The sequence below is a fragment of the Haloarchaeobius amylolyticus genome, assembly GCF_026616195.1.
Classification (GTDB): Archaea; Halobacteriota; Halobacteria; order Halobacteriales; family Natrialbaceae; genus Haloarchaeobius; species Haloarchaeobius amylolyticus.
In genome coordinates, this window is sequence record NZ_JANHDH010000003.1 from 247,649 (window position 1) to 271,689 (window position 24,041).

Annotated in this window: 21 protein-coding genes and 1 pseudogene; 14 read left to right on the forward strand and 8 right to left on the reverse strand. The window is 64.9% G+C overall.

Annotated elements, in window-relative coordinates:
- Window positions 1–28 precede the first annotated feature (28 nt).
- Window positions 29–1,504, reverse strand: a complete 1,476-nt coding sequence (locus NOV86_RS18860) for a lipase maturation factor family protein (protein WP_267643345.1) — start codon at window positions 1,502–1,504, stop codon at window positions 29–31.
- A gap of 174 nt (window positions 1,505–1,678) precedes the next feature.
- Here NOV86_RS18860 and NOV86_RS18865 point away from each other — a divergent pair, with 174 nt between their 5' ends.
- The 9 genes and pseudogenes from NOV86_RS18865 to NOV86_RS18905 all read left to right on the forward strand — a co-directional run bounded on the left by NOV86_RS18865 (window position 1,679) and on the right by NOV86_RS18905 (window position 11,252).
- Entirely contained in the window at window positions 1,679–3,034 is a 1,356-nt protein-coding gene (locus NOV86_RS18865) for a hemolysin family protein (RefSeq protein WP_267643347.1), read from the forward strand.
- A gap of 164 nt (window positions 3,035–3,198) precedes the next feature.
- Window positions 3,199–3,567, forward strand: coding sequence for a UPF0175 family protein (locus NOV86_RS18870; protein ID WP_267643349.1), 369 nt, complete (start codon window positions 3,199–3,201; stop codon window positions 3,565–3,567).
- A pseudogene (locus NOV86_RS18875) lies at window positions 3,564–4,067 on the forward strand (PIN domain-containing protein). The gene NOV86_RS18870 and the pseudogene NOV86_RS18875 overlap by 4 nt, the downstream one beginning before the upstream one ends.
- Before the next feature lie 355 nt (window positions 4,068–4,422).
- Entirely contained in the window at window positions 4,423–4,794 is a 372-nt protein-coding gene (locus NOV86_RS18880; RefSeq protein ID WP_267643351.1) for a MarR family transcriptional regulator, read from the forward strand.
- Window positions 4,791–5,144, forward strand: coding sequence for a type II toxin-antitoxin system PemK/MazF family toxin (locus NOV86_RS18885; protein WP_267643352.1), 354 nt, complete (start codon window positions 4,791–4,793; stop codon window positions 5,142–5,144). The genes NOV86_RS18880 and NOV86_RS18885 overlap by 4 nt, the downstream gene beginning before the upstream one ends.
- Window positions 5,145–5,377: 233 nt before the next feature.
- Entirely contained in the window at window positions 5,378–6,559 is a 1,182-nt protein-coding gene (locus NOV86_RS18890; protein ID WP_267643353.1) for a tyrosine-type recombinase/integrase, read from the forward strand.
- 126 nt (window positions 6,560–6,685) lie between these two features.
- Window positions 6,686–8,716 carry an NAD-binding protein gene (locus tag NOV86_RS18895; RefSeq protein WP_267643355.1) on the forward strand — a complete coding sequence of 677 codons (2,031 nt, stop codon included), beginning with the start codon at window positions 6,686–6,688 and terminating at the stop codon, window positions 8,714–8,716.
- Window positions 8,717–8,723: 7 nt separating this feature from the next.
- Window positions 8,724–10,121 (forward strand): methyltransferase domain-containing protein, encoded by a 1,398-nt coding sequence (locus NOV86_RS18900; protein ID WP_267643356.1) that lies wholly within the window; start codon window positions 8,724–8,726, stop codon window positions 10,119–10,121.
- Window positions 10,122–10,184: 63 nt separating this feature from the next.
- On the forward strand, window positions 10,185–11,252 hold the full coding sequence (locus NOV86_RS18905) for a toll/interleukin-1 receptor domain-containing protein (RefSeq protein ID WP_267643357.1): 1,068 nt from the start codon (window positions 10,185–10,187) through the stop codon (window positions 11,250–11,252).
- Window positions 11,253–11,314: 62 nt separating this feature from the next.
- Here NOV86_RS18905 and NOV86_RS18910 read toward each other — a convergent pair whose 3' ends face one another.
- Window positions 11,315–12,052, reverse strand: a complete 738-nt coding sequence (locus NOV86_RS18910) for a TVP38/TMEM64 family protein (protein WP_267643358.1) — start codon at window positions 12,050–12,052, stop codon at window positions 11,315–11,317.
- A gap of 310 nt (window positions 12,053–12,362) precedes the next feature.
- Here NOV86_RS18910 and NOV86_RS18915 point away from each other — a divergent pair, with 310 nt between their 5' ends.
- Both NOV86_RS18915 and NOV86_RS18920 read left to right on the forward strand, forming a co-directional pair.
- Complete coding sequence (locus NOV86_RS18915; protein ID WP_267643359.1) at window positions 12,363–12,881, forward strand: phosphopantetheine adenylyltransferase; 519 nt, start codon at window positions 12,363–12,365, stop codon at window positions 12,879–12,881.
- A 123-nt stretch (window positions 12,882–13,004) separates the two neighbouring features.
- Window positions 13,005–13,427, forward strand: coding sequence for a universal stress protein (locus NOV86_RS18920; protein WP_267643361.1), 423 nt, complete (start codon window positions 13,005–13,007; stop codon window positions 13,425–13,427).
- An 87-nt stretch (window positions 13,428–13,514) separates the two neighbouring features.
- On the opposite strand, the gene NOV86_RS18925 is transcribed toward NOV86_RS18920, so the two are convergent.
- Window positions 13,515–15,377, reverse strand: a complete 1,863-nt coding sequence (locus tag NOV86_RS18925) for a cation:proton antiporter domain-containing protein (RefSeq protein WP_267643362.1) — start codon at window positions 15,375–15,377, stop codon at window positions 13,515–13,517.
- 541 nt (window positions 15,378–15,918) lie between these two features.
- On the reverse strand, window positions 15,919–17,082 hold the full coding sequence (locus NOV86_RS18930) for an MFS transporter (protein WP_267643363.1): 1,164 nt from the start codon (window positions 17,080–17,082) through the stop codon (window positions 15,919–15,921).
- A gap of 122 nt (window positions 17,083–17,204) precedes the next feature.
- Between NOV86_RS18930 and NOV86_RS18935 the strand changes: the two genes are divergently transcribed.
- Window positions 17,205–17,621 (forward strand): EamA family transporter, encoded by a 417-nt coding sequence (locus NOV86_RS18935; RefSeq protein WP_267643364.1) that lies wholly within the window; start codon window positions 17,205–17,207, stop codon window positions 17,619–17,621.
- Window positions 17,622–17,677: 56 nt separating this feature from the next.
- On the forward strand, window positions 17,678–18,106 hold the full coding sequence (locus tag NOV86_RS18940) for a universal stress protein (protein WP_267643365.1): 429 nt from the start codon (window positions 17,678–17,680) through the stop codon (window positions 18,104–18,106).
- 130 nt (window positions 18,107–18,236) lie between these two features.
- Here NOV86_RS18940 and NOV86_RS18945 read toward each other — a convergent pair whose 3' ends face one another.
- From NOV86_RS18945 to NOV86_RS18955, 3 genes are read right to left on the reverse strand one after another with little or no spacing between them, the layout of a single operon-like run.
- Window positions 18,237–19,874 (reverse strand): BCCT family transporter, encoded by a 1,638-nt coding sequence (locus NOV86_RS18945; RefSeq protein WP_267643366.1) that lies wholly within the window; start codon window positions 19,872–19,874, stop codon window positions 18,237–18,239.
- 13 nt (window positions 19,875–19,887) lie between these two features.
- Window positions 19,888–20,346 (reverse strand): Rieske (2Fe-2S) protein, encoded by a 459-nt coding sequence (locus NOV86_RS18950; protein WP_267643367.1) that lies wholly within the window; start codon window positions 20,344–20,346, stop codon window positions 19,888–19,890.
- Between the two features lie 2 nt (window positions 20,347–20,348).
- Complete coding sequence (locus NOV86_RS18955; protein ID WP_267643368.1) at window positions 20,349–21,458, reverse strand: amidohydrolase family protein; 1,110 nt, start codon at window positions 21,456–21,458, stop codon at window positions 20,349–20,351.
- A gap of 373 nt (window positions 21,459–21,831) precedes the next feature.
- Here NOV86_RS18955 and NOV86_RS18960 point away from each other — a divergent pair, with 373 nt between their 5' ends.
- A complete protein-coding gene (locus NOV86_RS18960) occupies window positions 21,832–22,599 on the forward strand; it encodes an IclR family transcriptional regulator (RefSeq protein ID WP_267643369.1) in 768 nt (255 codons plus the stop codon).
- Between the two features lie 112 nt (window positions 22,600–22,711).
- Here the strand turns inward: NOV86_RS18960 and NOV86_RS18965 are convergent, their stop codons facing one another.
- Window positions 22,712–23,935, reverse strand: coding sequence for a saccharopine dehydrogenase family protein (locus tag NOV86_RS18965; RefSeq protein WP_267643370.1), 1,224 nt, complete (start codon window positions 23,933–23,935; stop codon window positions 22,712–22,714).
- Window positions 23,936–24,041 lie beyond the last annotated feature (106 nt).

The following is a 24,041-nucleotide window of genomic DNA, read 5'->3' on the forward strand; positions in this document are numbered from 1 at the left end:
GCGCAATCTGTACCACCGGGCCGGTCAATCAGCGAGCGAGGGTTCGCCGACCGAGCCCACCGCGCCGGAGGTCGTCGAGCGAGACCGGCTCGACGTAGGTCCCGACCTGCTCTCGTTCCCACCATCGCCCGGTCTCGCTCCGTTCCGTCGGCGTGGTGAACCGGTAGCGATACCGGCGGACCCGGACCTGTTCCGGCGCGCTGTCGGGGAAGGGGTTCGACTGGACGAGTGACAGCGTGTCCGCGTCGTCCTCCAGGAGCGCCTCGAGGAAGTTGCCGAACCATCGCTGCCGGCGGCCAGGTCGGGGTCGCATCGCGGCGAACCACAGCTGCCAGTCCAGCCGGAGGTGGTACGGCGCCCACTGCGGCGGTCGCTCGTCGGGACGCCCGGGCTGGCCCTTGAACTCGTACGCCTGCCAGTCGTCTTCGCCGGGGTCCTCGGCGTCGGTCCCCTCGACGACCAGCTGGTAGCGGTCCTTCGTGATGGAGCCGAAGGCGCCGTAGGTGTTGACGAGGTGGAGCGGGTCGAACGAGGTGTTCATCACCTGCCCCGGCGAGAGCATGTTCGCGACCGGCCGGATGCTCATCGCGAGGACGACGAGCGCGACGAGGACGGACACCCCCGACAGGAGCAGTGGCGGCGACGTGGTCGCGGGCGTCGAGACCGGCAGAATCGACAGCAGCATCCCGTCGCTGAAGACCGCGACCGCCTGGACGATGGTGAGCGCGTTCAGCCACGAGAAGTTCCCGGTCAGCATGAGCCACGCCTGGAAGCCGACGGTCGCGACGGCGCCGACGGTCGCGTAGGGCTGGGGCGCGAAGTAGAGGAACGGTATCGCGAGTTCGACGACGTGGTTCCCGAGGACCTCGACCCGGTGGAACCGGTCGGGCAGGTGGTGTGCGAACCAGCTCAGCGGGTTGGGCATCGGCTGGGTCTCGTAGTGGTGGTCGAGGCAGGTGAGGTCGCGCCAACAGTCGTCGCCGCGGATCTTGATGAGCCCCGCCCCGAACATGTTGCGAAAGAGCAGCCACTTGAGCAGCCAGATGACGACGACCGGTGGGCCACTCGTCCCCGCGCCGAGGAATATCGCCAGGAAGCCGGTCTCCAGCAGCATCGACTCCCAGCCGTACCCGTAGAAGACCCGGCCGGCGTTGACGAACGACTGGTAGAGCCCCCACATGGCCGCCCAGAGGAGCATCGACGCCGGAATCGCGTACGGCTCGGGCAGCCAGTACGGGCCGGCGACGAGTGCGAGGAGCGCGAGGCCGACGCCGGTCCAGGCCGCGAGGCCGATGGTCCGGTCGTCGGGGAAGACGTAGAAGAGGCTCGGGCGTTCCCGGAACGACACGCCCTCGACGTACTCGTCGATGGGGAGCAGCCCGTCCTCGCCCGCGAGGGGGCGGAACTGGTTCGCCGCGACGAGGAAGGCCAGCAGGTACAGCAGGGCCAACCCGCGCTGGAAGACGAACCGGACCAGCCAGTAGTCCGCCGTCGACGGCAGCATAGTCGATGGTGATTCGAGGAACGGACAAATATGTGGCGAGCGACGGGACTGCGCCGGTCTGCTGGTCGAGCAGTCACGTTCGGGCGACGGAACACAGCGCGATTCGTCACGCCGACGGCGGCAGCAGTTACACAAGGGTTACTTCTCCTGCGCCAATAGCGCCGAACATCGACAATGTCATCCGCGCTCACGGCAGTGCCTGAAGCCACCCTCCTGCAGTACACTGTACCGATCGTCGGTATCGAGCTGGCCAAGACGACGGTCACGGGCATCGGCGTGCTCATGATCCTGTTCCTCATCATGGGCTCCGGGTTCTTCTCGTCCTCGGAGATCGCGCTGTTCTCCCTGCCCGCCCACCAGATAGACGCGATGATCGAGGAGGGCAAGCGCGGCGCGCGCGTCGTCAAGTCGCTCAAGGACGACCCCCACCGCCTGCTCGTGACCATCCTCGTCGGGAACAACATGGTCAACATCACCATGTCGTCCATCTCGACGACCATCGTCGGCTTCTACTTCGACGCGGGCGCAGCCGTGCTCATCTCGTCGTTCGGCATCACGTCGATGGTCCTGCTGTTCGGAGAGAGCGCGCCGAAGAGCTACGCCGTCGAGAACACCGAATCCTGGGCCCGGACCGTCGCGCCCCCGCTGAAGATATTCGGGAAGGTGATGTGGCCGCTCATCACGATGTTCTACTACCTGACGGGCATCGTGAACCGCATCACCGGTGGGAACTCCTCCATCGAGTCGTCGTACGTCACCCGCGACGAGATCCGGAACATGATCAAGTCCGGCGAGCGCGAGGGCATCCTCAACGAGGAGGAGCGCCAGATGCTCCAGCGCACCCTCCGGTTCACCGACGCCACTGCCAAGGAAGTGATGACCCCCCGTCTCGACATGGAGGCCATCTCCAAGCGTGCGACCGTCGAGGAGGCCATCGAGGAGTGCATCGAGTCGGGCCACGCCCGGATGCCCGTCTACGAGGGGTCGCTGGACAACGTCGTCGGCGTCTTCGACATCCGTGACCTCGGAGGGTCCAACTACAGTACCTCCACGGAACTCGAGGTCGCGGACGTGGTCAAGCCGACCCTGCACGTCCCCGAGTCGAAGAACGTCGACGAACTCCTCTCGGAGATGCGCGAGAACCGGATGCACATGGTCATCGTCGTCGACGAGTTCGGCGCCACCGGGGGGCTCATCACGATGGAGGACGTGCTCGAGGAGATTGTGGGTGAGATCCTGACCGGGGACGAGGACCACCCGGTCGAGTTCGTCGACGACGACACCGTGCTGGTCGACGGGTCGGTCAACATCGAGGAGGTGAACGAGGCCCTCGGCATCGTCCTCCCGGAGGGCGAGGAGTTCGAGACCATCGCCGGGTTCATCTTCAACCGCGCGGGCCGTCTCGTCGAGCAGGGCGAGACGTTCGACTACGAGAACGTGACGCTGCGGGCAGAGCAGGTGGAGAACACCCGCATCCAGCGCGTCCGGGTGACCGTCGACCACGAGCTCGACAATCCGGTCGGGGAGTAGCCAGTAAGCGAACTGACCGACCTCGCCGGTGGGATATTCTGTGGCCCTATCGCGTGTAGTCGCAACTTCCAAATTCTGGCCAGTAGTTGAGACTAGTCCTCTCAATGCATATGGAAGTCTGGCGGGTTCATAAATAGTATGAAGGCGTAGTCTAGGACAGAACGATGGGACGAATCACCGGCTCGTATCCAGACGACCTCGACCTCCTCATCGAAGGTGCTGTCGAGGCTGGAGTGTTTGGTAGCAAAAGCGATGCACTACGCGAGTTCGTCCGTGAATACTTCGAGGACCATGAGAACGAGCGCATCGCAGCTGCAGTTGCTCTCTACGAGCGCGAGCGAATCACGCTCGGCGATGCCGCGAGACTCGCTGCTGTCGACCGATGGACCATGCGTGACATCCTGCGGGAACACAGGGTCGAACTTCGCCTCGGACTCGCCGACGAAGACGACGCAGCCTACGAGGTAGAGGCAGCGAAAGAACTGGAATTCGATGATGAAGACTCGGATGACGAGGAGTCGCGTGCGAAATGACAGGTGACGGGATTCCACCGAATCCGAGCGTCCTGAACACGACTGTCCTCTCGAATTTTGCGTATATCGACCAGTATGGGTGGTTGCAGGACTCTCTGGAATCTGCGCAGTTCCAGTTGTTCGCGGGGAACTCGAAAACGGCGTTGCAGCTCATCCATATCTTCAGTCAGCACTCGATACACTCGACGACGAAATCCCAGTCGCGACGATTTCGGATACGGTCGCAAACAGGGAGGCGGTTGTCAGTGGCCATCTCGACCCTGGTGAAGCACAGGCGTTCGCTCTCGCGGACACACGACGGCCGGTTGCTGACTGACGACGGAGATGCTCGGTCGTTTGCGAAAGACCAAGGCGTGACTGTCGTCGGGTCGGTTGGCGTTCTGTTGGCTGCAATCGATGCTGGGAATATCGATGAAGCCACTGCTGACGAGTGGCTCTCGACGTGGATCGATGAGATCGGCTACTACGTTCCATACCGAACGATCTCAGAGTATCGATGACCATCTTTGTCGAAGTTCAAAATAACTGAAGGGCGGCAGCGCTGGCCTGATTTCTTTAAATACTCGATTCAAGTTGGATTGCTAACTTGGGCAGGCGTCTTGACCCGAGTTTGAAGCACGTCGGGTTCGTTGGTCCGGTTGAAATCGTGCATCCTGGCGGTCCTACAGCCCGTGTAGTCGCAACTTCCAATTCTGGCCAGAAGTTGAGACTGGTCGTCTCAATGCATACGGTCCTCGAATCTCCTCGTGGTCGAACGTGACTACAACTGTCGGCTCTCACTATCGAAGTTTTCAGTGTTTTCGTTGCTTTCACACCTAACACTTTTTACGACTGGTGACGCATACTCATACGACGATGTCCATCGACCGGGATACCTTCGAGAACACGAGCGAGGAAGAACTCACGGACCTCTCCGTCCCTGACCAGGTTCTCGGGTTTCTCGCCGCTAACGAGGATCGAGCATTCAAAGCGCGTGAGATCGCCTCGCAGACTGCTATCGAAGAGGGGGCGGTCAGCACCGCACTCTCGCGACTGAAGGACCGCGGTCTCGTCGAGCACAAGGCGGCATACTGGGCAATAACCAACGATACCGACCGGCTCGAAGGATACAGTGGCTACGAACGAGCGACTGCCCTGTTCAACGAGCAACTCGGCACGGAGGACAAGGAGTCTTGGCGCGAGCATGCACCCGGCGAGCCGCATCCGAGTGAGGAGAACGAACAGTGACCGACGACGAAGCCAACCCAATTTTCGAGCGAGGCGATGTCGTCTACGGTGATGACCCGTTCAAAGGTGAGACGGACGCTCGGCCCTGGCTCATCCTCTCGAACCACGAGGGACGGCCGTTTCACGGGGAGCAGTACATCGCGCTGACCTTGACGTCGAAATCGTGGATGGAGGGACTCATCGATATTCCCGAGGAGAGTTGGCTTCGTGGGGGGACGCCAGACGAGAGTCGGATCGTCCCCTGGGGTGTGCAATCGATCGGCCACGAGGACATCGATTTCTGGCAGGGCCGTCTGGCGGCTGAGATCGTCGATACCGCGACTACTGCTCTCGTCGACGAACTGCGGTAGCCACTTGAGCACCCACGCTTCTACGCGATACCGCTTCTCCAGGCCGTAGTCTCATCTTGCCACATTCTGGCGATTTGCTATAGCATCATAGAGTTTATCAGTCGCCTATACACCCGATTTCGGCGGTCTGGACGGTCGAGGGCCCAGAACCCAACTCGTCACACCTACTTTCGCTTACAGCCGTAAGAACAAGTAGGTTGAAGGGGGTCGCCGCTGTAGGCGAAGCCGACACGATGGACCACGCGGATTCGGGGGCTACGAGCGAGGAGTCGGGCGGCGAGGACCCGCTCGCAGAGCCACGACGGGCGTACGTCGAGACCAAGAGCAAGGGCACGCCAGCACGCCCGGGCCGGTACGCACAGAACGCCGATTCGGTCCTCACGGAGTTCACCGGCTGGATAACGGTCGAGTACGGCGTCACAGAACTCGAGGATATCGAGACACGACACATGCGCGCGTACGTGCGGGAACTCAAATCGAAGTGGCGCAGGGACGAGTTCGCCGCCTCGACCTGTCGCACCTACTTCCGGACGGTCCGGGCGTGGCTCGCGTGGTGCGTGAAGAACGGCTGGATCGCGACCAACCCGGCCGAGAACGACGCGGCCGCCGAGGACCTGCCCCGGGACTCGACGAAGGAGAACGACTCGCGGCAGGTGTGGAGCGACCAGAGCCGGCACGACCTCCTGATGTGGGTGCGTGGGCGGACCGAGAGCGCGTACGAGTCCCCGATGTGTCCACCGGAACTGCGCCTCCGGCGGACCCGGGACCGGGCACTCGTCACCGTCCTCGCCCGGACGGGGGTCCGCGGAGCCGAGGTCTTCCGCGACCCCGGGAACAGCCGGCGCGATGGACTGACGTGGGAACGCGTCGACCTCGCCGAGGGGACCATCGAGGTGTGGGGCAAGAGCCAGGACTGGGAGTACGTCCCCTTCCCCGAGAGCGCCCACGCACCCCTCAGACAGTGGAAACGTGAACTCCGGCCCACGAGCGAGGACTGGCCGGTGTTCCCGTCGCTCTCGGGTAACTCGCTCTCGGCGGCCATCCGGAAATCTCGGAACGGCACGGTCCCCGACCATCAGGTCGACCGGGCCGTCGAGCGCCAGGGCTACCTCCTCGGGTACCTCGACCTCGCGCGCGAGCACGACTGCGCTCCCTCGGCGATGAGTACCACCGCGGCCCGGAACACGATGCAACGACTCTGCGAGGCGGCCGGCGTCGAGGAGGACGGCGAGTACCTGAAGCCGCACGGCGGGCGGCGCAAGCTCGGCGACGAACTGTACCGCGAGAACCCGGCCCTCGCACAGAAGGCGCTCCGACACGCGGACATCACCGTCACACAGGAGTCGTACTCATACATCGACCAGGGGGAGGTCGGGGACGAGATAGACCGGATACAGGCCGACGACGAGTCCTAGGTCGGGCCACCAACCGCTCGCCAGCGGGCTGACGGCCGCTAGTTTCAATAGCTCGCTGTCTGATGTTCCACTGACATGCAGGTGGGGACGCAGATGGGGAAAGGAGGGGCGCGCTGACGGAGAGCTATGTTCACGGACTCACGGAACCTCCGGTCCATCCCGCGGGCCCGCGTCTGGACGGTCGTCATCCCGTCGGTGCTCGCCCTCGTCACCCTCGTCGCCGGGTGGGTGGGGACCTATAGATACCTCACCATCAGCGCCCAGTACGGCGAGCTGTCCCGACCGGACAGGGTGGTCGAGGCCGGCCTGGTCGCGGTCGGATTCTTCGGCCTCAACTCCGGGCCGTTCCCGGCCACGCTGGCGGAGTCGTTTCCACTGGTGGTCGTCGGCCGGTTCAGCGGTGCCCTGTTCGTCTCCTACGCCGCGGTCCTGACGCTCCTGACGCTATTCGCCTCGCGGCTGCGCCCCGTGCAGATCGGATTCCTGTACCACCTCGACCGGGTACGCGACGCCGACGCCCCGGGTCACGTGGTCGTCTGTGGCCTCGACAGCCACGGACTGGACCTCGCGACCCAGCTGGCAGCACAGGGGCGTCGGGTCGTCGCGGTCGAGCGAAAGGGTGACGCCGCGGCCATCAGGCAGGCCCGCGACGCGGGTATCTGGGTGTTCACCGGCGACGCGACTGCCGCAGATCTCCTCTGCGGGCGCGCGAAGGCACACCTCGCCAGCGAGGTCTTCGTGGTCGGGGAGGAGGACGAGACGAACGCGGCCGTGGTCCAGACCCTGGCGCAGGCAGTCGACGGCGGGTCGGGCGCCGCTGGCGGCCGACCAGCTACCGACTGCTACGCCGACGTATCGGCCACGCAGGTCCGTCACCATCTCCACGAGCGCGTCGAGGACGTGCCGGGCCTGTACCTGTACTCCTACGACGAACCGACCGCGACCGCCCGCGAACTGCTGGCGAACCGACCGGTCGACAGGCTCGAAGCGGCCACCGACGGCAGTCGCGTCCACGTGGTGCTGGTCGGCTGGGACGACATCACGAAAGCCATCCTCGCCAGGCTATGCCACACCCTCCACGTCGAGCCGGAGGTCGAACGCGCCGTGACGGTCGTCAGCCGGGACCCGGCGGCCGCCGAGCGCGAGTTCTACGCCGAGTACCCCGGCGTCGACACCGGCGACTGGGACGACCCGACGGTGCGCGACTACATCGACGAACTGTTCCCATCGCTCTCGTTCCTCGGACTCCCGGCCAGTCACGAACGACTCCTCTCCGACGGGGCCGAACTCCCGGCGCGGTTCGGGCCCGACGACGTCCTGACGGTCTTCGTCGGCGGCACCGGCGGTCTGGAGACCGGTTCGCTCGTCTCGACGCTCGTCCCCCGGCTCGAGGAGTACGAGGAAGAATACGAGATGGACACGACCGTCCACTTCTTCGAGGACGACCAGTGGGAAGCCCGGACCGACGAGCTGGTCGACGCGAAGACCTCGGACCGGCTCACCGTCCGGTCCTTCGGCCCGTTCGACGCCGGCGTGAGCCCGGATTCGGTCCGTGGCGACCGGCGCGACCGCCTCGCGAAGCACATCGCCCTGTTCTACCACCTCCGGTACGACCTGCCGCCGGGAGACGACGCCGAAGCGTGGGAACGCGACCTCATCGATGAGGTCGGCTCCCTCGACGGGTTCTCGGCCGTGCTCGACGCGTGGCACGACCTCGACGAAGGGCAGCGCACACGGTTCGCCAGGGCGTGCTGGACCGACCTCGCCGAGCACTACCGCGATGCCAACCGGTTCGCCGCGGACCACGTCCCACTCAAGCGCCGGGTCGCCGACAGGCTCGTGGCTGGTGGCAGGGGAGAGCAAGCGCTCGACGACGGCCTGGACCACGACGACGTGGTCGATGCCATCGCCCGCGTGGAGCACGAACGGTGGTGTGCAGAGAAGGTGCTCTCCGGGTGGGAGCCACTCCGGCGCGACCGATGGGACGAGTGGCAGGACCCCGACCGACAGGCCCGCCTGCGGGCACAGCAGTACCACCGCGACCTGTGGCCGCTCGACGCCCTCGCCGACCTGCCGGCGGACGAGTTCGAGAAGGACGTCTCGCAGGTCCGATTCGTCCTCGACGCACTGACGACCGACAGCGACACCGACGATTGAGACTACTATGCCAACCAAAGCTACCGTCTACCGGGCACTCATCGCCTCACCAGCCGACGTACAGGAGGAACGCAACGCGACCAGGGAGGTTATCATGCAGTGGAACGCCGCGCACTCGCGCCAGCAGGGCGTCTACATCGAGCCGGTGCTCTACGAGACCCACGTCGCGAAGGACCTCGGCGACTCGCCCCAGGACATCATCGGCCGACAGCTGTACGACCACTGCGACCTCGTCATCGGCGTCTTCTGGAGCCGCATCGGGACCGCGACCGAGAACGCCGAGGGCGGGGCCGTCGAGGAGGTCGAAACGTTAGCCTTCGACGAGGGCAAGCCCGGCATCGTCGGCTTCTCCCAGCGCGACATCCCCCGGGACCAGCTCGACGTCGAGCAGATACAGAAGCTCGAGCGCTTCCAAGAGAAGTGCCGGAACGAGGGGCTGTTCTTCACGTACCAGACGACGGAGGAGTTCAAGAACCAGTTGAGCCAGGAGCTGGCGAACACGATGAACCACCTCCTGGAACAGGAGACCGAGGGGAGCTTCACGAAGAAGTCGAAGCAGGACGCCGAGGCCAGCGAGTACGACCCCGAGGTCGACCACGGACGCCTTCAGCTCTCCTCGGACACCCACAAACAGCAGGACCTCGACGCCCTCGACGACGTGCTGGCGCACTTCGAGGACTCAGACATCGAACCCCCGTATCGGGTGCTCGACGCTGGCTGTGGCTACGGGACGGTCACGCAGGACCGCTTCGGCCACGACGACCGATTCGACGTGCTCGCCATCGACAGGGTCCCGAACGTGCTGAGCATCGCCCGCGGCGAGTACGACGCCCCGAACATCGAGTACCGCCAGCTGGACGTCAACGACCTCGAATCCGCCGACATCGGGACCTTCGACCTCGTGGTCGCGACCTACCTCTTCCACCACCTCGAGAACCAGGAACCCGTGCTCTCGATGCTGTGGGAGCGCGTCCGCGAGGACGGTGCCCTCTTCGTCCGGAGCTGCGAGGACGGCCAGCACATCCACTACCCGCCCGACGAGGACATGGACTGGCTGGTCGAGGTGACCGACGATATCAAGGGCAGCAGCGACCGGACCCACGGCCGCCGGCTCTACACACACCTGAAGCGCCTCCGACCCGAGCCCGACGAGATCCAGCTCGACCTCCGGAACTACCACACCGCGGGCAAGGACCGGGACGAACGCGAGCAGTACTGGGACGTGTTCCACTCCAACCGGCTTCACTACGCGGAGGTGCTGGCGAAGCGGCCGGACGCGACCGCACAGGACGAGGAACTCTACGAGACGATGCGCAAGCGCTTCGACCGCCTCGAACAGAAGTTCACCGACAACGATGCCTTCCTCGATGCGAAGAGCGTCCCGCTGACGGTCGCCTACAGGTGACGGACGGCCAGGGTCCAGCGAATGATTGGATTTTATGGACGAAAAGCCAGAACGAGTGACACGATGGACAGGGACGTCTTCCTGAGCCACTCGTCGGAGGACGCCGACGTGGCGACGGACATCTGCCAGGGGCTGGAAGCGAGGGGTATCGACGTGTGGATGGCGCCGCGCGACATCCCGGGTGGGAAGGAATGGACGGCCGCGATACTGGACGGCATCGATTCGTGCGAGGGCATCGTGTTCCTCTCGAGCGAACACGCCTACGACTCGGCACAGACGAAGCGAGAGATACAGCACGCGTCCGACGACAAACCCATCATCCCGGTCCGACTGGACGACACCAGCGCGCCGGCGCACTTCCGGTTCTACCTGTCGCACATCCAGTGGATCGAGGCCGGTCAGTCGCCGGACGAGGAGGTGTACGAGGAACTCGCGGACGCCGTGGTCGAAGCATGTGCTGATGTGACACGAAGCCTGCCCGAGGACTCGGCAGCCGACGACGACAGCAGCGGCGAAGATGACGAGACGGAAGCCGGCAGCGAGGAAGAGGATCCGAGTCCCGACATCGACCCTGCGGAACTGCGGGAACTCGTCGAGATCCTCGACGCAGAGCAGGCACACATCGCCGACGAGGTCGCGAACGCGATGGAGCGACAGCTCGGTGAGACACCGATAGACCTCCGGTCGCGGAGCCGCGAGTTCGTGGCGGACCTGCGTGCGGAACTGGAAGCCATCGACGTGGAGGACGGGTCTGGCGGAGACGGTCTCCTCACGCAATCCACGACCGACGCGGAGACACTCGACGGCTACGTCGTCACGTTCTCCGTCGACGGAGACGCGGTGAAGACGATGAGTGGCCAGAACCAGAGCGAGGCGATGCGGCAGGCGACCGACTACCTCATCCGGAAGCATGGGCTGGTCGAGGCGGTCGATGAGATCCCGTGGGTGCCCGGCAACAAGAAGGCGATACTGAACAACTCCACCGAGTGGGAGCACGCCGTCACCCAGTACTACGAACTCGAGTCCGGCTACTACCTGGACACGAAGCTCAGCAAGCGCGGGAAGCAACGCGAGTTGGAGCGCATGGCTGACCGCTGTGACCTGTCCGTCTCGTTCACCGGCGAGTGGTGACGACTCCGTCGGGACCTGACTGAAACTGCCCCGACGTCGGTCGCAATCGTCCGGGAGGACAGTTACTCGCCGCCGAAGAGCCGGAGGAGTCTCTCCCGGTACAGGTACCCGAACAGACTCGCGATTACCAGGACGAGCGCGACCACGAACGCGGCGCCGAAGTGCCGCGTCCCCAGCAGGTACCCGAAGACGTTGACGAGGAAGAACGCCGGTGCCCGACCGACCACGGCGATGACGACCAGTTGCCAGAGGGGGACCTTCGTGAGCCCCCCGGCGAAGCAGATGACGTCGTCGGGCAGCCCCGGGACGAGGAACAGCAGGAAGAGCGTGGGGCGGGCGTACTCGTCACTGACGGCGTCGAACCACGCGAGGGCGTCGTCGTCGACGATGGTTTCGACGTACCCACGCCCGAACCGACGCGACAGCCAGAACGCGACCGCACTCCCGATGGTGACACCGAGCATGTTGTAGAGCGTCCCCCACCAGACGCCGAAGAGGTAGCCCGCGACGATGGCCAGCACCTGGCCGGGCACGGGCGCAGCGACCACCTGCACCGCCTGCAGCAACACGAGGACGACCGGTGCGAGGATACCGTAACCGCGGATGAACTCGCGTAACGCCTCGGGCTCAGTCAGGAACGAGAGATAGCGCTGGACGAGGATGGTCGCGGCGACGAAGAGCACTGCGACCACGAGGGCGTGGAGGAGGAACCGGCGACGGCTCCGGGGAGAGCTGAACACCTTCGTGTCGCCGAGCCGGGACCGTGCTCGTTCGAGGGGGCCGGTCATGGATTCGGACATGGCTGAACGAAGATGGTCGAGAGCTGCTGTTCGGACCGTGCGTCCGCCGGGAGGGTACCGTCGACCATCGCCGGACAGTCGAGAGTCAGTACCACAGCGCCGCCCGACCGTGACATGGTGCCCCCGACGACCGCGGGCCGTATAATTACCCCGATTACCTCGGCCGGAGTAGAATATCACTCGTACCGATATGTATGTCATTCGTGAGACTTCAGGTACCGTCCAGACGTATCGCGGACAGGATTCTTCCATGGGCGGAACAGTCGCCGCGACCCTGCAAATTACATCACGTGGCCTCCCAGAAGACGACATGAGCCAGTCAGACCGGATCGCGATGCTCGGTGGGACCTTCACCCCGATCCACAACGGGCATCGTGCCCTCCTGCACAAGGCGTTCCAGACGGCGAGCCACGACGGCCCGGGTGACGGCCGAGTCATCGTCGGACTCGCCGCCACGTCCCTCGCGAAGCAGACACGGAGCGACCCGGAACACGTCGCGATGCTCGGGTCGTTCGAGGACCGCCGGGCGGACCTCGATGCCGAGCTCGACCGCATGGACGACGCCTACAGCGCACGCTACGAGATCATTCGACTGGAGGACGCCCACGGCCCGGCGACGAGCCGCGAGGACCTCGACGCAATCGTCGTCTCACCGGAGGCGAAGGCACAGCGGCGGGCGTACGAACTGAACCAGGAACGGCTGGATGCTGGCCTGCGACCGGTCGAGATACACACGCCACCCTTCGTCACGGCCGAAGACGGGTCGCGGATCAGCAGCACGCGGATCCGGAACGGTGAGATCGATGAACACGGGCGTCTCCTCGAGTGAGCGGTGAGACGACGCCAGGGTGGGACTGCCTGTCACCGGACAGCCGGGGTAGCCCCGCTCGTAATTATCGGGTTCTGAGAAATAACTGGTGTCTACAAGCGTATCTATCTCGAATATTCCCGTATGTACGACAGGATTCTGGTCGCGACCGACGGCAGCGCCGACGCGAACCGCGCCGCGACACACGCGCTCGAACAGGCCGAACGACACGGTGCGGAGCTGCACGCGCTGTTCGTGGTCGACACCGACCGGTACGCCGAACCCGCACTGAGCAGCACCGAACTCGACACCACCGAGATCGAGGACTGGGGCGGTGAGCAACTCGACGAGATCGTCGACCGCGGTGAACAGCTCGGTCTCACCGTGACGACCCGGTGCTGTCACGGCAAGCCCTACGTCGAGATCATCAACTACGCCGACGAGGTCGACGCCGACCTCATCGTCCTCGGCTACCACGGACACTCCCACACCGAGACCGAACAGATCGGGAGCGTGACCGACCGCGTCGTCCAGAACGCGGGACGACCGGTACTGATCGCAACCTGAGCCGGTAGCCGTTCCGGCTCTGGGTAGCCGGGACGAACCACCTCGCCGTCACGGTCGGTAGAGACACTCCTCTGGACTGCTCCGTTCTCAGGTGGTACAGTAGTCGATAGCGTCACGAACTGCCTCCCGCCGGCCGATGAACGTGAGGTGGTCGCCCTTCTCGATGCGGTCACTCGGATGGGGGAGCTGGTCGGATTCGTCCCGGCTCACCAGCGCCAGGTGACAGCCCTCGGGTAGTTCCTCCGTCAACCGGGACACGGACTTCCCGGCGTGTTCGTCGGAGGTGACCTCGATCTCCTGGACGTCGCCGTCCTCGTCGAGTTCCCGCATCCACTGGGAGATCCGGGGTCGCTCGATGACGTTGTCCATCGACCATGCGACGGACATCGACGTGGAGATTGGCTCGATGTCGATGTCGTCGAACGCGTCGAGGTTCGACGGCTCGTTCACCCGGGCGACGACGTCCTCGACGCCGTACGTGTTCCGCGCGATCTGCCCGACGAGGAGGTTCACGTCGTCGTCTTTCGTGGCTATCGCGACGGTCTTCGCGTTGTCGATGCCGGCCCGTTCCAGGACCTGCTGGTCGGTTCCGTCGCCACGGTGCACCGTGTGCCCCTCTCGACGCAGGTCCTCGACCACCGCCTGGTCCTGCTCGATGATGACGACCTCCTCGCCTCGATTCTCCAGCCGGTCGGCCAGTTCTTTCCCGACTCGTCCACCGCCGACGATGAGCACACGCATCGGTATCACGTCGAGCACCTGTGCGATGTGACGGGCCAGCCCCCCTTCAAACACGACGGTCACGAAGATGACGAGGAAGACCGTACCGACCAGCGTCGTCGCCGCGGGCGAGGGCTGGAGTTCGAGCGCGAACAGCGTCGCGACGCTCGCAGGGATGATGCCGCGGGGCCCGAGCGCACTGACGAACAGTCGTTCGCGGAGGGTCAGTCGGTCGCCGACGGTGCTGAGGAGTACGGCAGCCGGGCGGATGATGGCCGCGATGGCGACCACGGCGACGAGGCCGCCGAGACCCAGGTCGAGCAGGTCCTGGAGCGAGAGCAGGGACGCGAGCGTGATGAACACGAACGAGATGACGAGGACGGAGACGTCGCCCTTGAACTGCTCGATGGTGTCCCGGTAGGGGATGTCCGTGTTGCCGAGGATGAACCCGCCGGTGGCGACGGCCGCGATGCCAGCCTCCGACGCGCCGAACCGGGCGCCGAGGACCTCCGCGATGCCGTACATCGCGAGCGAGGAGACGAGGACCATGAGGCGAGCGTTCTGGGGTGCGTTCTCGACCGCCTGTCTCCCGTGTCGCAGGACGTACCACAGCACCCCTGCGACCGCGGCGCCGACCAGCAGTCCGAGGCCGAACCGGAGGACGAACTCCCAGACGAGCGTCGGCAGCCCCCGTGACTCCAGCAGGACGTACTCGAACGTGACGATGGCGAGGATGGCCGCCGTCACGTCGTTGACGACGCCCTCCGTCTCGAGCGTCGACGCGACCCGTTCGCGGACGGGGACGACGCTCATGATGGGGGTGATGACGGTCGGGCCGGTCGCGACGAGGAGCGACCCGATGAGGAACGCGAGGTCCCACGGCGTCCCGAGGACGTAATGGACGACCACGGCCGTCCCGACGAGCGACCCGACCGCACCGAGGGTGACCAGCCGGATGGTCTCGCGCTGTGCGGACCGGATACGGTCGAGGTGCAGGTGGAACGCCCCCTCGAACACGATGATCGCCACGGCCAGCCCGACGATGGCCTGGAGCGCGTCCCCGAAGATAGAGGGCGTGATGAGGCCGAGCCCCTCCGGCCCGACGAGGACGCCAGAGAGGATGAGGAAGACGACGCTCGGAATCCGCAGTCGGTCCGCGAGGACCTGTGCGGCGACGCCCAGGCCCATGATGGTCACGACGATCTGGATGAGGTCGACTGCAGCACTCATGATGGGGGGCCCTTGAAAGACGAGAAACCGCACTCAGAAGCGTTCATGAGACTCGTGGCGTCGGCTACGGTGGTCCCACTCCTAAAGGTGCCTATCACGGCCAATCTTGGCCGACTGTGGCGGGACAGGCCAAGGCTCCCACCAGGAGTTCGCGAAGCAGTACGAGCAACACGTCGTGGCCACCCCACCCGAGACGGAGAACTGCCGTCACTGTGGGTGGCGACGCCGTACCGACGGCGCGACGATGGTGACGTACCACGAGTACCGGGGCGAATCCCTCTGACGACCAGTGAGATAATAAACCGAGTGCAGTTGCTATATTACACTGAGTGAGTATCTGTTGTATTATTGGACGATTTATCCCCTCAAACCGGCTCAGATGAGATTCTACTGGTCGCTATTTTGTTTATTCGCCAACTGAATCTAGCATATAAAGAAGCGCGAGAAACAGCTCTACAGTTTTCTACCTGGCCACCTGGAACGTGTCTTGATAATCTCGGACCCGGAATCGGAGAAGCCGGGGGAGCGAACCCGGGGCCAGCTACCTGAGTGCCAGCCAGCCCACTGCCACACCGGTCAGCAGGAAACAGCCGATGAGGCTCGCGAACGCGACGGAGTAATCGAACTCGGTCGCGACGAAGCCGACGTACGACGGCCCGAGGCTACCGAGCGCGAAGTACGCCGTCCGGAGGGCGCCGAGGTCGCCGCCGACCGTGTCGCCGGCCAGCTGGCCCACGATGTGGACGTAGATGACGGGCCAGAACGTGGTGAGCCCGACCGCGAAGACGGCGAGGCCGACGACGACCAGGATTCGGGTGTCGGTGGCCACGAGCGTACTGAGCCCGACCACACTGAGGGCGGTGGTGGCTGCCGCGACGTGCAGATGCGACCAGCGGTCGCCGAGTGCGCCAGCGACGGGCGTCGTCACCGTGCCGACGAGGAAGAGCCCGGCGAACCCGATGGTCGCCCAGAACTCCGAGAAGCCCTTCTCGAGGTGGAGGAACGTCGGGAGGAAGCTCGCGGTCCCCTGCCAGGCGAACAGCGTCAGGGCGGTGACCGCGATGAGTACGCCGGACTGGGGAGTCCTGACGAGGCGCCTCGCCGTTTTCCGCAGTTCGAGGTCCACCGTCGAGACGGTGAGGGCCTGGCGGTTGATTCGGTGAAGGACGGCCATCACGACACACAGCAACAGCGCGATGGGGAGGAACGCGGCCCGCCAGGTGGTGAAGGTGAGCACGACGGCTGCGAGTCCGGCAGAGAGGGTGCTCCCGAGGTTGACGGCAGCGTCCCTGATGCCGAAGGCGCGCCCGCGCTGCTCGTCGAAGAGGTCGCCGAGGAGGACCATCCCCGCGGGCTCGAAGGTGCCGTACCCCGCGCCGACGAGGGCCAAGCCCAGGACGAACTGCGGGAACGTGTTCGAGACGGCCAGCGAGAGGAACCCCGCGACGAGGAGCACCTGACTCAGGAGGAGGACGACGGTCGAGGGCAGGTGGTCGGCGTACCGGCCGCCCGGATACTGGACCAGCGCGTTGGTCGCCCACAGGACGGAGATGGAGACGCCCGCGGTCGCAGGCGAGATGTCGAACGTCTCGATGATGGACGGCAACAACGGCGCGACGACGAGCACACCGGAGAGGGTGACGACGAGGCCGAGTGCGTGGAGCGATAGCTGGCGGCCGGCGTACCCCGAGATGACGTCTCTCATGTCGGTCGTTGTGGAACGGTCGCAGGGTGGGTTTGAATAGCTTCGGTGTCCGGCCAAGTATTGCTGTCCCGGCCCCGGGGGAAATCGTTATTCGGCTCGCCCGAGTGTACCACGTACACGCAATGTCGAAAGCGACAGTACTCTTCGCAGGCGCAGCCATGGTACTCTACGCGGGGTGGGCGTTCTTCGCGAAACTCGCCACGCGAACGGTCCCGGCAGAACAGGCAGTGGTCTACACCTACGTCGCGGGGCTGGTCGCCGTCGGCGGCTACATCCTGCTCGACTCCGGCGGGTCGGTCACGGTCACCACCGACGGCTTCTGGCTCGCGGCGGTCAGCGGCCTGTGTCTGGGCCTCGGGACGCTCGCGTACTACACCGCCCTGACCGACGGGTCGGTCGGTATCGCCACCAGCATCAGTGGGATGTACCTCCTGTTCGCGACCCTCCTCGGGGTCGTCTTCCTGAACGAGTCGCTCGGGAAGGCCAACATCGCGGGCATCGGGTTCGCGGTCGTGGCGGTGGTCCTCCTCGCGCAGTGACCAGCCGGTGGGAACACACCCGAAGTTCTTACTGCCGGTACCACGAACGACCGAGTATGGTGGTCCTGGCAGCCATCGACGATTCCGAGAGAGCATCGCGCGTCGCCGACGAAGCCGCGAAACTCGCGGCCGCGTTCGACGACGAACTCCACCTCGTCCACGTGTTCAACCGGTCCAGACTCGTCGACGTCCTGGAGGTCACCCTCGACGACGAGGACCCGGCCGAGAACTACGAGGTCCAGCAGGAGGCAGACCGCATCGCGGCCGCCGCCACCGCCGACGTGGAGTACCCGGCGGAGACGGTCGTGCGGGTCGGTGACCCCGTCACGAACGTCGTCGAGTACGCCGAATCGGTCGACGCCCGGTACATCGTCATCGGGGGCCGCAAGCGCACCCCGACGGGCAAGGCGCTGTTCGGCAGCGTCACGCAGAAGGTCATGTTGAACGCCGACCGACCGGTGGTCAACGCCCCGGGCCAGAACTAGAACCGACCTCCGCTTCTCGCGCGCACAGGAGGAAAAGCCGTAGTAGAGAATAGAGAACGCTGCAAGCGCGACTGCGAGAGTCCGCGCGTACTGCTCGCGTCGACGGTCGCAGCAGTCGGTACCGACGGATCTAATCTTCGGAGAGCATCGCCGAGTCCGAGGGACTGCGGCGCGGGCTGGCGGTGCCAGTCCCACTCTCGTCGCTGTCCGTGTCGCGCTCCGTGAGCAACACCGGATGGTGTTCCTCGAGTTCCTTCGTCAGGCCGACGAAGCACAGCAGGCAGATGATGGCCACCGGCAGGCCGACGAGGACGATCATGTCCTTGAGCGCCGGCAGGCCACCCACGATGAGCAGCAGGGAGGTCAACAGCCCGACGAGGGTCCCCCAGGTGACGCGGTTCAGGGTCGAGGGGTCCTCGTCACCGCCGGTGGTGAACATCGCGAGGCTGAGCGTGGTCGAGTCGACCGTGGTGATGAGGAACGTCAGCACCAGCAGCAGGTAGAGCGCGGAGAAGACCCCGCCGAGTCCGAAGGGGACGATCTGCTCGAACAGCGGGAAGCCGGCGACCTCGGTGCCGTACTCGCCGACGGCGCCGAGGATGTCGGCCTTGCCGTTGTGCTGGACCCACAGCGAGGAGCCCCCCATGACGATGAACCACGGGAACGAGGCGGCCGAGGTACCGGCGAGCCCGGCGAAGACGACCTGCCGGATGGTGCGGCCGCGGCTGATGCGGGCCATGAAGATGCCGATCATCGGCGCGAACGAGAACCACCAGGCCCAGTAGAAGACCGTCCAGCCGCCGACCCAGGAGGCGCCGTTGGCCACGTTCGCGTAGAGGCTCATCTCGATGAACTCGTTGACGTAGCCGCCGACAGCCTCCGTCCCGAGGTTCATCAGGAAGCCGGTCGGGCCGGCCACGAACGCGACGAACAGGAGGAGCGTGAACAGGGCCATGTTGAAGTGCGAGATGCGGCGGATGCCCTTGTCCACACCGAGTGCGGCGGAGATGGTGAACCCGATGGTGAGCCCGGTCGTCACCAGCAGGATGCCGAGGTCACCGAACTGCATCCCCCAGTTGTAGGTCAACCCGGTCAGGAACTGGGTCACGACGAAGCCGAGCGAGACCGCGACCCCACCGACCGAGAGGACGACGATGCCCATGTCGAGCGGCTTGACCCACCAGCTGTCGAGGTTCTCGACGCCGACGAAGGGCGCGAAGATGGTCGAGGGCTTGATGGGTGCGCCCCGACGGTGCACGAAGTACGCGATGGTCACGCCCACGATGAGGTAGGCCGACCACGGCGAGATACCCCAGTGCAGCAGGGTGTACTGGATGGACCCGGGCATCACCCCGGCCGACTTCGCACTCGCGCCGAGGAACGGCGGGGCCGAGGCGTAGTGGAAGAGCGCCTCTGCGGGGCCGAAGAAGACCAGCCCGGTCGAGAGCCCGGCGGAGAACAGCATCGCGAAGAACGCGAAGAACGAGTACTCCGGGTCCTCGTCCTCGCCGCCGAGTTTGATCTTCCCCCACGGGCCGAGCAGTAGCCACAGGCAGAACGCCACGCAGATGAACATGATGCCGAGGTACACCCAGCTGATGTTCTTCCACAGCCACGTGTTCACCTCGGTCAAGGTCTCTGCGGCGGCTGACGGCCACATGCCGATGATGGCGATCGCGATGACTGTCAGTATCGCCCCACCCCAGAAGACCGACGGTTCGATTTCGTCCCTGAACTCCCTGAACATGCTGTCTGGTTCGGTGCTCATGTGTTCTATCCTCTTAGAGGTACACCACGACGGTCTCCTGTTCGACCTCCACGTCGTAGGTCTCGACCGGTGGTTCGTCTCCCTCCAGTTCGACGGAGCAGCCGTCACAGCCGCTGCCGTCGGTCGCTACGTCCTCCGGCTCCTCGACCGTCGCCTCGAACGACTTCGCCTTCACCTTGTGCGGGTTGAAGATGGACTCGCCCGACTTGATGTCGAACTCCCACCCGTGCCACGGGCACCGGACGATCTCGCCCGGGCGCTCGTACTCGAACTCGCCAGCCTTGTCCGAGGTCGTCGTGCCCGTGACCGGGCCCTCACAGAGCGGGGCGCGCTGGTGCGGGCAGTCGTTCTTGAGCGCGAAGTACTCGCCGTCGACGTTGAAGATGCCGATGGAGAAGCCGTCGAGTTCCGTGATGAGACGCTCGCCCTGCCCGATGTCGTCGGCCGGGCACACCTCGAAGCGCTTCTCCATCGTCAGTCCTCACCCTGCTCGACCGGGAGCTTGTACAGTTCGGCCGCGTTCTCGTACTTGATGGCACGTTCCATGTCGTCGTCCATCGGTGGGAGCCCCCAGGTCGGGTCGTCGCCGTCCCAGTGGGGGTAGTCGCTGGCGAAGATGAGGACCTCGTCGGCGTGCATCATCTCCAGGATCTGGTTGTGGTGCTCGGGCTTCTCGGGCTCCTCGATGGGCTGGCTGGCGAACCAGACGTTCTCGCGGATGTACTTGCTGGGCTTCTTCTCCAGCCACGGCACCTGCGAGCGCAGGCCCTTCCAGTTCTTGTCGAGGCGCCACATGAAGTGCGGGAGCCAGCCGTAGCCGCCCTCGATGAAGGCAAAGCGCAGGTCGGGGTACTCGACGAACACGCCCTCGGTGACGAGGCTCGCGAGCTGGCCCATGTAGTAGGCGCCGAGGAGCGTGTGCCACTCGATGTAGCTGTTCGGATGGCCCGCCCCGGTCGGCGGGTTGGCGACGCCGTGGCCCTCCGAGAAGGGGTGGACGGCGACCGCGAGGTCCATCTCCTCGGCCGCCTCGTAGATGGGCCAGTAGCGCGGGCGACCGTAGGGGTCCTCGGAGCCGCCCGGCATGAGGACCTGCTTGACCTGCGGATGGTCGCCGTACTCGCGAATCTGCTCCGCGGAGGCCTCGGGGGCTTTCGGCGCCGCGTAGATGGAGCCGATGAACCGGTCGTCGACCGTGAGGCACTCCTCGATGAGCCACTGGTTGTAGGCGTCGGCCAGCGCCGCGGCGTACTGCCGGTTCGGGACGGCGCCCAGGTTGAGCCAGGAGTTGCCGGTGAGGATGGCGTAGTCGATGTCGTACTCGTCGAGGTGGTCCTCGGCGATCTTCTCGAGGTCGGATCCCGGTTTGCCCCCGTCCTCGGGTTTCTCGTCCTGCCGGAGGAACCCACCCGGGTTGCGATAGAGCAGGGTCGGCGTCACGATACCGTCGCGCTGGTACTGCTCCGGGAGGTACTTGATGATCTCCTCGTCGTCCTTCCACCGCTGGTGGATGTCGCAGTCGATGAGCGAGAGCTCGGCCTCGGCGTCCGACTGCTCGCCCACGCGCTGGTGAGGCGTTGTCATGGTGTCCGGGTTGACGTACATGGTTGTTGTACATAAACATTATCCAATCTGAGAATAATTTACTAGAATAGTATACTTACTCGGGTGGCTAATTTCCGCCCCTGGTGTCTTCTAACCGCCGTTCGCCGATTCATTAAAAGAAATCTGATATTCGACAATCGCGAATGTCGCTGGGCCGCAGATCGGTGGACATGTGCGTCGAGGTTGGGGTGAATCTCTCGTGTCCGTCGCTATATTCTCGGCTCAGCGATGACGAACATCCAGAAACGGGTCGATGCCGTGGTACCCCGGCCAGACAGGATGGAGGCAGAGACACCCCCATCGATTCGACAATTCCGAATCTATTAGTGGATGGTATGTCATTGTATGTCTCATGGGTGACGAGGCAAACCGGCCGATCAAATCGCTGTTGACCATGGAGGAGCTGGTCGAGGTCCTGGACGAGACGGGGGGTGCGCGGGTGACCGAGGTCGCCGAGGAACTCGACAGGCCACAGAGCGTGGTCCACGACTACCTCAGCACGCTCCGCCAGCTCGGCTACGTAGTCAAGGAGGGGTCGGCGTACCGGCTCAGCCTGCGCTTCCTCGAACTGGGGTCGAGAGAGCGGTCGCGGAACCCCCTCTACGAGATCGCGAAGCCCGAGATAGAACGCCTCGCGGACGAGTCGAGCAGCGAACTCGTCTCGCTCGTGGTCGAGGAGGACGGGCAGGCCGTCTGCCTCGACGCCGCCTGGAGCAGCCAGAGCATCCAGTACAACACCTTCCCGGGGATGCACTTCCACCTGCACTCCTCGGCCACGGGCAAGGCGATGCTCGCGCACATGCCCGAGGACCACGTCGAGGAGATACTCGACCGCCACGGGATGCCCGAGCGGACCCCGAACACCATCACCGACCGCGAGGAACTGTTCGACCAGTTCGAGACCATCCGGGAGCGCGGATTGAGCTACGAGCGCGAGGAGTACAAGCTCGGGATGATGTCCTACGCGGCCCCGATAACCGACGACGAGGAGGACGTCCTCGGTGCCGTCAGCGTCTCGGGACCGGCCCACCGGATGCGCGAGGACGAGGTCGAGGCGGAGCTGACGAACAAACTGCTCTCGGCCATCAACATCATCGAACTGAACTACGGCGCGCGCTGACCGGCGAGCAGCGACCTGCAGGCACCGATTCGCCCGCGAGAAGGGGGACAGACTCGTTCTGGAGACGATTCGACCGCGTCTACGGTTCCACAGCCGACTCGACTGCGCGAGCTTACTTCGCCGGCGTCGTCTCTGCGACCAGTTCGAAGCCGCGCTCCTCCATGGCCTCGAAGTACCGTTCGGGGGAGACGCCACTGGTCTCGGTGGTGAAGATGCCTGTGCCGGTGGATTCGCCGGCCGCCATGAGCTGGAGCGTGACCGACAGCGGGACGCCGACGTAGCAGCCGTACTCCCGCATCAGCGTGATGTCGTTCCCGTCGAAGAACGGGAAGGGCTGGGTCATGTGGTAGACCGACCGAGCGCCGCGGTCGCCCGCCGAGCCGACGACCTCCGTCGAGAGGATGGTCTGGGGCGTCCACTCGGTCTCCGGCGAGAGTTCGCTCGGGTCGCGCCACTCGTCCTCGGCGCCCTCCTGGATGATGGCCTGCTGCATGGCCTCCAGTGGGTCGACCTCGGTCCCGTTCACCTCGACGGGGTCCGCGTCGAACAATCCGGCGTTCAGGAGCGTCTCCTCGTAGTCCTGCCACTCGGGGTGCCAGACACCGCGGGTGACGATGCGCTCGACACCCGTCTCCTGGGCGATGTCCGACCACGGGAACGTGATGGACTCGGGGTGGGTGATGACGTACGTCTCCTGCTGGCCGACCGGGTCCGGGAAGTCGAACTCCTTGCGCAGGCCGAACGGCGGCAGGTCCTTCGTGACCTCGCCGTCCTGCCAGACCACGCGTTCGTCGACGTTCGGGTCGTGCTCGTAGGTGACCGTGTCGGTGAGGCCGGCGGTCGTCTGCGTGAGCAGCCGCCACATGCCCCAGTAGAAGTTCACCTCGCTCACGTCGTCCATGTCCTGGCACGCGAGCATGCCGAGCATGATGGTGCTGACGACGCCGCCATTACAGAACCACAGCGCACAGCCCGCCTCCTCGAACTCGTCGGAGCGGGCGAGGATGCGGTCGAAGTCGAACGCGTTCAGGTCGACGCCCGTGATGTCACCGACCTCCACGATGGCGTCGAGCACGTTGTCCTCGAACTGGTAGGGGAGCCCGTTCACGACGTAGTCCGCGTCCTCGAGCACCCGGACGAGGTCCTCGGTCGAGGTCGCGTCGACGTCCGTGAAGGTGACCCGCTCGTCGTCGACCACGTCGAGCAACTTGCGTGCGTTCTCCTCGTCGACGTCCGCGACGACGATCTCGTCGAATCCGCTCGTCCTGTGCAGGTCGTACACACAGGACGAGGTCATTGCGCCAGAACCGCCTAGTACCACTACTGTTCCGCTCATGTCTCATCGACTCCGTTTCGACCCCTGACACAAAAGTCTTGGCCAAATTGAAAGCCACATTACCAGAATTCTGGACGGAGAGCGTTTCACGCGCCCGTTCTCGTGT